The 7,803-nt window shown below is 42.0% G+C and carries 7 protein-coding genes and 1 pseudogene; 1 reads left to right on the top strand and 7 read right to left on the bottom strand.

What is annotated here, in order from left to right; genetic code table 11:
- Nucleotides 1-131 precede the first annotated feature (131 nt).
- The 5 genes from D8804_RS02955 to pbp2b all read right to left on the bottom strand — a co-directional run bounded on the left by D8804_RS02955 (nucleotide 132) and on the right by pbp2b (nucleotide 6,053).
- Nucleotides 132-716: an NUDIX hydrolase gene (locus D8804_RS02955; RefSeq protein WP_260472322.1), complete on the bottom strand. Its 585-nt coding sequence runs from the start codon at nucleotides 714-716 to the stop codon at nucleotides 132-134.
- A gap of 13 nt (nucleotides 717-729) precedes the next feature.
- Complete coding sequence (locus tag D8804_RS02960; RefSeq protein WP_125398769.1) at nucleotides 730-2,103, bottom strand: UDP-N-acetylmuramoyl-tripeptide--D-alanyl-D-alanine ligase; 1,374 nt, start codon at nucleotides 2,101-2,103, stop codon at nucleotides 730-732.
- Between the two features lie 83 nt (nucleotides 2,104-2,186).
- Nucleotides 2,187-3,230 (bottom strand): D-alanine--D-alanine ligase, encoded by a 1,044-nt coding sequence (locus D8804_RS02965; protein WP_125398770.1) that lies wholly within the window; start codon nucleotides 3,228-3,230, stop codon nucleotides 2,187-2,189.
- Between the two features lie 173 nt (nucleotides 3,231-3,403).
- Nucleotides 3,404-4,000 carry a recombination mediator RecR gene (gene recR / locus D8804_RS02970; protein ID WP_125398771.1) on the bottom strand — a complete coding sequence of 199 codons (597 nt, stop codon included), beginning with the start codon at nucleotides 3,998-4,000 and terminating at the stop codon, nucleotides 3,404-3,406.
- Nucleotides 4,001-4,010: 10 nt separating this feature from the next.
- Entirely contained in the window at nucleotides 4,011-6,053 is a 2,043-nt protein-coding gene (pbp2b, locus tag D8804_RS02975) for a penicillin-binding protein PBP2B (protein WP_125398772.1), read from the bottom strand.
- Between the two features lie 256 nt (nucleotides 6,054-6,309).
- Between pbp2b and D8804_RS02980 the strand changes: the two genes are divergently transcribed.
- A complete protein-coding gene (locus D8804_RS02980; protein ID WP_125398773.1) occupies nucleotides 6,310-7,161 on the top strand; it encodes a MurR/RpiR family transcriptional regulator in 852 nt (283 codons plus the stop codon).
- Here the strand turns inward: D8804_RS02980 and D8804_RS10185 are convergent.
- Both D8804_RS10185 and D8804_RS02985 read right to left on the bottom strand, forming a co-directional pair.
- The gene (locus D8804_RS10185; RefSeq protein WP_260468643.1) at nucleotides 7,158-7,280 is read right to left on the bottom strand and encodes a hypothetical protein; all 123 of its coding nucleotides are present in this window, start codon (nucleotides 7,278-7,280) and stop codon (nucleotides 7,158-7,160) included. The genes D8804_RS02980 and D8804_RS10185 overlap by 4 nt on opposite strands.
- 173 nt (nucleotides 7,281-7,453) lie before the next feature.
- A pseudogene (locus D8804_RS02985) lies at nucleotides 7,454-7,803 on the bottom strand (class I SAM-dependent methyltransferase); the annotation flags it as partial.

The following is a 7,803-nucleotide window of genomic DNA, read 5'->3' on the forward strand; positions in this document are numbered from 1 at the left end:
TTTGAAAAAGCTTGATTCTATACCATGCATAGAATACTTGCGACTTAAATTCGCAACCTATTATATCATTTGTGTCGCAGAAATGCACCTTACAGACACCTTTTTTGATTTGAAAACTTCTCTAGCATAACCTAATCAATATATTGCTCTCTTTGTCCCTGATAAACCTGCCAAAGAATCTCCATCTGCTCCTTGGTGATGCGTTTTTCAGACAAGGCTGGCAGTTGGTCAATGGCAAAAAATTGAAGGTCAGCAATCTCTTGATTTTCTTGAAATTGTCCATCAAAAAGTTGGCATTCAAACACAAACTTTGCATATTGTTTGCTCTGTAGTTGGAAACGATTGGTATCAAAAACTGCAAGTAACCTTTCAGCTTTTGCTGTAAAACCGGTTTCTTCTTCAATTTCCTTGAGAATATTTTCAGTTGGAGAATAGCCGACTTCACCAAATCCACCTGGCAAAGCCCAACTATCCTCTCCTTTTCCTCTAACTAAACAGACTTTTTCATCCTCAACAATCCAAGCACGGACGTCCATCAGAGGAGTTGCATAAGCGGAAGTTGGTTTCAAGACTTCTGCCACTTCTTCTGCATCTATGTCTAATCCCTGATTCAACATTTCGCTAAACAGACTTCGCAAGTCCTCGTAGCGCTCGCGGTCAAAAGGATCTTTTGTAAAGGTTAATCCAGTATCCGTAATGGCTAGCATTCTTTGCAGATACTGGGTAAAATCACTTGCATTCGTTTTCTAAACTTTCTACCAACTTGGCTAGATTCATGGAGTTAGAGCCTTTAAGCAGGATTTGGTCATTGGCACCGAGGCTTTCCTTAACCCGCTTGACCATGGCTTCAAACTGGTCTTCGTCGCCTGTTTTCTTGAAGTAGTATACATGACCGATTGGGAACATTTGACTGGCCAGCTGGCTTAATTCGGCAATGTCTTCTCCATAGAAAATAACCATATCAAGCACATCTGGCGATAGGCTCAGAATCATCTGATTATGGAGTTGAACAGACTGGTCCCCGAGTTCCTTCATATCCGCCAAAACTGCTATTTTCTTGCCCCCTTCATTGGCTGGAATAGCCGAAAAAGTCTCTAAAATTAGCTTCATGGCTGTTGGATTGGCATTGTATACGTCAGACAGAATATCTGCTCCATTGGCTGCTTTCTTCCACTCGGTACGGTTACGAGTCAATTCAAGATTTTGGAAAGCCTGACGAATCTGCTCCTCTGAAACTCCTTCTTGTAGAGCCACATAAGCAGCAATCATGGCATTGGTGGCATTGTACTTACCAGTTACTGGCAAATCAAGGGTTTGTCCCAAGAAGTTAGCTTTAAAGGTCAGACTGTCCTTGCGCTCAACCAAGTCTGTTATTTCTAGCTCTGCTCCTTGACCAAAACGAATCACCTTTTTATCAGTAGGCAAGTAGTCCTCTACAATAGGGTCGGCTGGTGCTAAAAGCAGGGAACCTGAAGCCATACCATCTGCAATTTGCATTTTTCCCTTAGCAATCTCAGAACGGTCTTTGAAAAAGGCCAAATGAGCTTCTCCAACCAAGGTCACGATGGCTGTTTTTGGATGGGCTAATTCAGACAAGAGATGAATATCTCCCAAGTGATCCTGCCCCATCTCCAAGACCAACTTTTCTGTCCCCTCAGGCATGTGGAGAACTGTGTAGGGAAGGCCAATCTCGTTATTGTAATTTCCTTGAGTTTTGTAGGTCTTGTAGGTTGTTGATAGCAAGTGCGCTAACATATCCTTGGTCGTTGTCTTGCCATTTGAACCCGTAACGGCTAAGACATCAACAGCCGTTTTTTCAAGATAGTAGGCTGCGAGGGTTTGAAAGGCAGTCAAAACGTCGTCTACTAGAATGTAGGGATGACCTTCTACTTCCTTCTCAGAGAGGGTTACTGCTGCACCATTTTCAAAAGCTGTTTCAATAAAGTCATGACCATCACGCACACCTTTGAGTGGCACAAACAAATCACCTGGCCCAATCAAACGACTATCAAACTCAGCTTTTTCTAACTGAGCATCCGCAAAAAGACTAACATCATTTTTAGATCCAACAGCTTGGGCAACTTCATGGATTGTTAATTTCATTTCTACTCCTTTAAAAAGGGTTGAAGTCCAAGAACTCGACTCACCTAACAGTGATGGTTCTAACTCCTACCCTCTCTTTCATTTTATAGCAAATGCGCTTCGCGCTTGTCAAAGCTTTCCTTAGCAAGGTCAACCAAATGCTCAATTAGTTCTGGGTAGCTGATTCCCATATTGTCCCAAAGTAGTGGATACATAGACCACTGGGTAAAACCTGGCATGGTATTAAGTTCATTTAGGAAAATCTCGCCCCTATCTGTATAGAAGAAATCACAACGAGACAGACCAAGGCCACCGATTGCACGGAAGGCTGTTTCTGCATTTCGACGCATGACAGCTACCACATCATCACTGATTCTAGCTGGGATATCCATGGTAATCTTGTTATCGATATACTTGGCATCATAGTCATAAAAGGCAACATCCTTGACCACTTCACCTGGCAAAGTGCTCTTAACATCGTAGTTGCCCAAGAGACCAACCTCGATTTCACGAGCATTCACCCCTTGCTCTACCAAGACACGGCTGTCATATTGGAAGGCAAGTTCTAGAGCTTGACGGAGTTCCTCTTGGTTTTCAGACTTAGAAATACCGACACTGGAACCCATGTTTGATGGCTTAGTAAAGACTGGATAAGTCAACTTTTCCTCAACTTCAGCGATTTTAGAGGTCACATCATCGCCTTCAACGATGGCCACATAAGGAACTTGAGCAATTCCTACTGATTCTAAAACACGCTTAGTCGTGATTTTATCCATGGCAAGACTGGATGACAAGATGTTGCAACCTACATAAGGCATTTTCAAGACTTCCAAGAATCCTTGAACAGAGCCATCTTCTCCCATCGGGCCATGAAGAACTGGAAAGACTACTGCACCTTCTTCGTAGATGGCACTTGGTGCGATTTTCTTGTCCCAGTCAATGGTCGCATTGGTCATAAGACGGTCCTCTTGACCTGGTGTCTGGTTAAATTCCTGCGTTTTGATAAAGTCACCTGACTGACTGATAAAGAAAGTCTTGACTGTGAAACGGTCGTAGTTGACCGCACGCATGACACTCTCAGCTGAAAGTACAGAGACTTCACGTTCCGCACTACGTCCACCGTATAAAAGAATAATTGTTTGTTTCATATTACTGTCCTATTTTCTAATAGAATACTCGCACCTTAGTATATCATATTTGCTTCTTTTTTGAAACTTGAACATGGTACTGGTAGTAAAGAAATATAAAAAGAGACCGATAACGACAAACTCGGTCTCCCCGTTCTTGTATAAATGAATTGAGTTCGTAAATTTGTTTGCTCCTACAACTCTGTTCGATTTTCAATAGCTCGTAAGAGTGTGACTTCATCCGCATACTCGATATCTGCTCCCACGGCCAGGCCTCGTGCCAAGCGAGTAACCTTGATACCAGCTGGCTTGAGAAGACGAGAGAGATACATAGATGTCGCTTCCCCATCTGCTGTCGCATTGGTCGCCACGATCACCTCTGAAACCTCACTATCCATGAGACGGGTCATGAGACTCTTGAGGTTGATATCGTCTGGGCTGATGCCATTCATCGGAGAAATGAGGCCGTGCAAGACATGATAGAGTCCGTGGTATTCTTGGATGTTTTCCATAGCCGCCACATCGCGACTATCCTCTAGCACCAAGATGGTTGTCTGGTCTCGAGTCGGGTCCGTACAGATCGAGCAAGGATCATCATCGGTCAAGCGACCGCAAATGGAACAATAGGTCAATTCCCGTTTAGCAGATAGGAGACTTTTAGCAAATTCATTGACATCGTCATCAGACATTCCAATGGTATAGAAGGCTAGACGGGTAGCCGTTTTGATTCCGATACCTGGTAACTTTGAATAGCTATCAATCAGCTTGGCAATAGGTGTTGGATACAGCATAAGTTCCTTTCTAATTCATTGGATGGTGTTGATTATAAAGATTGATGATATCACGCGCAATCGAAGGTCCGACACCGTTTGTAAGGTTGGTGTTATGAGGAAAGACGACTGCGACCGCGATTTGGGGATTTTCGGTCGGTGCATAGGCGACTGCGTTGGTATTATTGGCTTTTTGACCACCATTAACATAACTTTCGGCAGTACCCGTTTTCCCGCTGATGGAAACGGCTGCGCCATTTGAAAAGGCACGACCAGTTGTCAGAGCGCTCGTTCCATGAGAAACTTTATAGAAACCTTGTTGCAAGATAGCCATATCTGCTTCTGAGATATTAACCTTGTTCATTTCCTTGGTAGCTGTTTCTTGAACTAGACTACCTAAGCCACCTTGGTCATTGTTTCCATAAACCCCTTCAACGATGTGAGGAGCCAAACGTACGCCGTTGTTTGCAATGGTCGCGACATACTGGGCTAACTGCATAGGTGTGTAGTTGTCAAACTGACCAAAAGCATTATTTAGATAGTTGGCCAAATCAAATTCTTTTGGTATAAATCCTGTTGATTCATCTGGGAGGTCAATCCCTGTTGAAGCTCCGAGACCATATTCCCCAAAGGTTGATCGCAATTTGCCCATAGCTGTATCTAATTGACTCGTTGCTACCATCATATTGGGTTTATAGGTCTGTCCCATTATTCCCAGAGCTGTTTGCACCATGTATGTATTTGAAGAATATTCCAAGGCTTCAACCGCTGTGATAGGAAAAGAACCGTAGGACAAGGTATACCATGAATTGATAGGAGCTGAACCTTGGAAAACAATCGGCTGGTCTGTCAAGGTTTGATTGCCTGACAAAACTCCATTTTCCCAGCCAGAGCTGATGGTTGCCGCCTTTACAACAGAACCTGGCACAAAGACGTTAGTGACTGTGCCTAGAGAGTCTGAGCTCAGTTTGCCTGATTCAACATCATGCTTGATACCAGACATGGCTAGAACTGCACCTGTTTTAGGATTGAGAGCGACTGCGTAAACTCCTTCCGAATATTTGGCGCCACCATTACTCAACTCGGAGTTGAAGTAGCTCTTAAGCAGGTCATCCACTCCATTTTGGAAAGCTAGGTCAATCGTTAGTTTGATATTGTTTCCTTTGCTTCCTTCCTCGACATTCTCCACACTTTCCATATTTCCGTGTTTGTCGAGGTGGATTTCCTTGACGGAGCGTTTGCCTTGAAGAACATCTTCATATTGCTTTTCAAGATAGGAAGTCCCCACTCGGTCATTGAGAGAATATCCTTTCTTGAGATAAGCGTCAACTTCCTCAGCTGGAAGACCGGACTTCTCATTTGAAACACTACCGACGATAGACGATAGAGAAGTGTCTAGTACTTTTCGGTCCCATGAGGTTGAAATGCTGATGCCTGGTAATTCCTTGGATGCTGATGCGACGAGAGCGACCCGAGTATCATCCAAGGCATCCGTAGAAATGGTTCCTGTCGCAAAATTTTCAACAGCATTGAGCTGACTAAAGAGATAGATTTCCTTTTTCTGGTCATCTGTATAATTGAGTTGACTCACGTCAATACTTTCAACCGCATTATTGTAGAGCGTCGCTTCTGATAAACGATTCCCATCTGAATCTAGACGTTTATCGCTTGGCAAGGATTCGACTGTTTTTTTGTAAATATCCTGGTCCGCCAAGTAATAGTCTGCAATCTGTCGATCTGTCAGATCAGGGGAGGTTACATTTACATATGTGAGAAGTTTCTTGGCTGTCTCCTTCAATTCAGCTGCCGTCATTTTGTTGTTTCGGGTGAAAGAAACAACCTGCTTAACAGTGTTTTCTACCAAGGGCTTCCCTGTTGCATCATAGATCTGTCCACGAGCTGAACTGGTTGTCACCCTGGTCTGGCTGGCTGAAGCCAATTTTGTTTCATAGAAATCTTTATTCAGCACCTGCATGTATAACAATCGACCGATAATGGTCATAAACAGCAGGATAACTATCGCAAACAGTAAATTAAGCCGAATCGGAATCGAATGGCTATTAAATTTTCTCATACAACTAAGACTCTTTTCTAGAAAAATTTCCGATTTTCACCTTCATTTTCAGCTAAAATAATAGAGCAAACGGGTGAAGCTCAGTACTTTTCATTGTATCATATTTTACGGAGAAACTCTTGGAAAAGGAGAAGTATTTTTTGACTTTTATCTGAAAATGCCTTTTTATTTAGTTATCCTATCTTCTATGATATAATGATGTTAATAAGCAGGCAATCGTCAACTTTTAAGAGTTTGACTCATGAAAAGGAGCTCCATGAAAAAGCAGGATATCGCAACTATTATTGATCTTCATTTTGAAGAATTAACAGAGTTAGAGCAGGAAATAGCTCGTTATTTCTTGCAGGTAGATACGATTGTGGATGATCTATCATCACAACAGGTTACTCAAAAACTGCATGTTTCCCAAGCTGCCCTTACCCGTTTTGCAAAAAAATGTGGCTTTACTGGCTATCGAGAATTTGTTTTTCAATACCAGCACCAGGCCAATAAACAGGACACCCATTCTCACAAACATAGTCCTTTGACCAAACGTGTACTTCGAAGCTACAGCAACCTACGGGAACAAACACAGGATTTGATCGATGAAGCGCAGCTTGAACGCGTCGCCCAATTAATCGATGATGCTGAACGAGTTTACTTCTTTGGAACAGGAAGTTCTGGTCTGATTGCCCGTGAGATGAAGCTACGTTTTATGCGTCTGGGTGTTGTCTGTGAAGCTTTGACTGATCAGGATGGCTTTGCTTGGACGACCAGTATCATGGATGAAAACTGTTTGGTACTTGGCTTTTCTCTATCAGGTACTACCCAATCCGTCCTCGATAGTTTGTTGGATGCCAAGGAAATGGGTGCCAAGACCATCCTCTTTACCAGCGCTCCAAACAAAAATAGTCAGGCTTATACCGAAGCAGTTCTCGTCGCAAATCATAGCCAATCTTCTTACATCCAGCGTATTTCCGCTCAACTCCCTATGCTCATTTTAATAGATTTGATTTATGCCTACTTTTTAGAAATCAATCGCGAGAGCAAGGAAAAAATCTTTAACAGCTATTGGGAAAATAAAAAACTCAACGGCTATCGTAGACAAAAACGCGTTAGAAAATCCTAGTTTGGCTCAACCAAACTAGGATTGTTTTGTTTTGAAATGATAATAGGCTCCATAGGTGGTCTTTCCAATTTTTCTCTTTGTGCTAATACTTTTTTATCTGAACTTTTCAATTCTTCCATAAATTTTCCTTTGATTTTTTGAATTTTTGACGACAAAAAGGAAGTATCTGCTATTTGCTTTTACTTCCTCTCTTTAATTTTATTTAATTGTTTTGCTTCGACAAACTGAGATTTAGATTTTAACCCTTATAGAAAATAAAATGAGCTATTCTTCAGAAGTACGTTCTATAATATCATAGTTTAATGCAGAGTGTAGCGATGTAATCATTTCCATAACGTGACAATCGATGTCTTTTGTCACACGATTCATAAAAATCAATCATAGCGAGGCCATTTTTTAGTTGTCCTCTAATCTGACTTTCTAAGGTATGGCTAAATTCATATCCATATTCTGGATTGATGGTGATTTCGCCTTCCTCTTCAAGCTCTCTTGAATTAAAAGGTAGTGAAAACTTTAACTGTAATTCCTCATCGGGTTTGTCCCATACAGTGTCAGCATCATACATGTATATCCAAGGATTCATAAATCCGACCATTAAGAGTCCGCCCCTTTTCAATACTCGAGAGGCTTCTTTATACATGT

Origin of the sequence: Streptococcus oralis, assembly GCF_003944215.1 — a bacterium.
GTDB lineage: Bacteria > Bacillota > Bacilli > Lactobacillales > Streptococcaceae > Streptococcus > Streptococcus oralis_BI.